This is a genomic window from Xenorhabdus innexi (assembly GCF_002632485.1).
In the GTDB taxonomy this organism is placed as follows: Bacteria; Pseudomonadota; Gammaproteobacteria; order Enterobacterales; family Enterobacteriaceae; genus Xenorhabdus; species Xenorhabdus innexi.
Map to the genome: position 1 here is coordinate 1 of NZ_NIBU01000273.1, position 425 is coordinate 425.

General features: G+C 51.1%; 1 protein-coding gene. It reads left to right on the forward strand.

Annotated features, from left to right (window positions below; all coding sequences use genetic code 11):
• The coding region (locus Xinn_RS22355; protein WP_479688281.1) for a transposase family protein at nt 1–425 on the forward strand (425 nt) is incomplete at both ends.

Here is a 425-nt window from a genome sequence, read left to right on the forward strand (position 1 = left end):
AGGCTTCAGCACTCTTGATGTCAGATTACCTGAACAGTTCTCGCTAATCGAACAATTCAGAGTGCATTATCCCGTGGCTTTCCTGTGCCAACTGTTTGGTGTTTATCGCAGTAGTTATCAAGCCTGGCAAAATCGGGGGAAGCAGCCAGACCCCGAACGGGTGAAATTGAAGAGTCTGGTGCGTGAAGCCTTTAACGAGAGCCACGGCTCAGCCGGTGCGCGGACAATTGCAACGATGGTCACTACCAAAGGCAGACCATTGGGTCGATGGCTGGCGGGAAAATTAATGGCTGAACTGGAGCTGGTCAGTCGCCAGCAGCCGACACATCGCTATTCACGTAAGGAACAGGTTGATATTCCTAATCATCTTGACCGTCAGTTTGTGGTTACAGAACCCAATCAGGTGTGGTGTGGGGATGTGACCT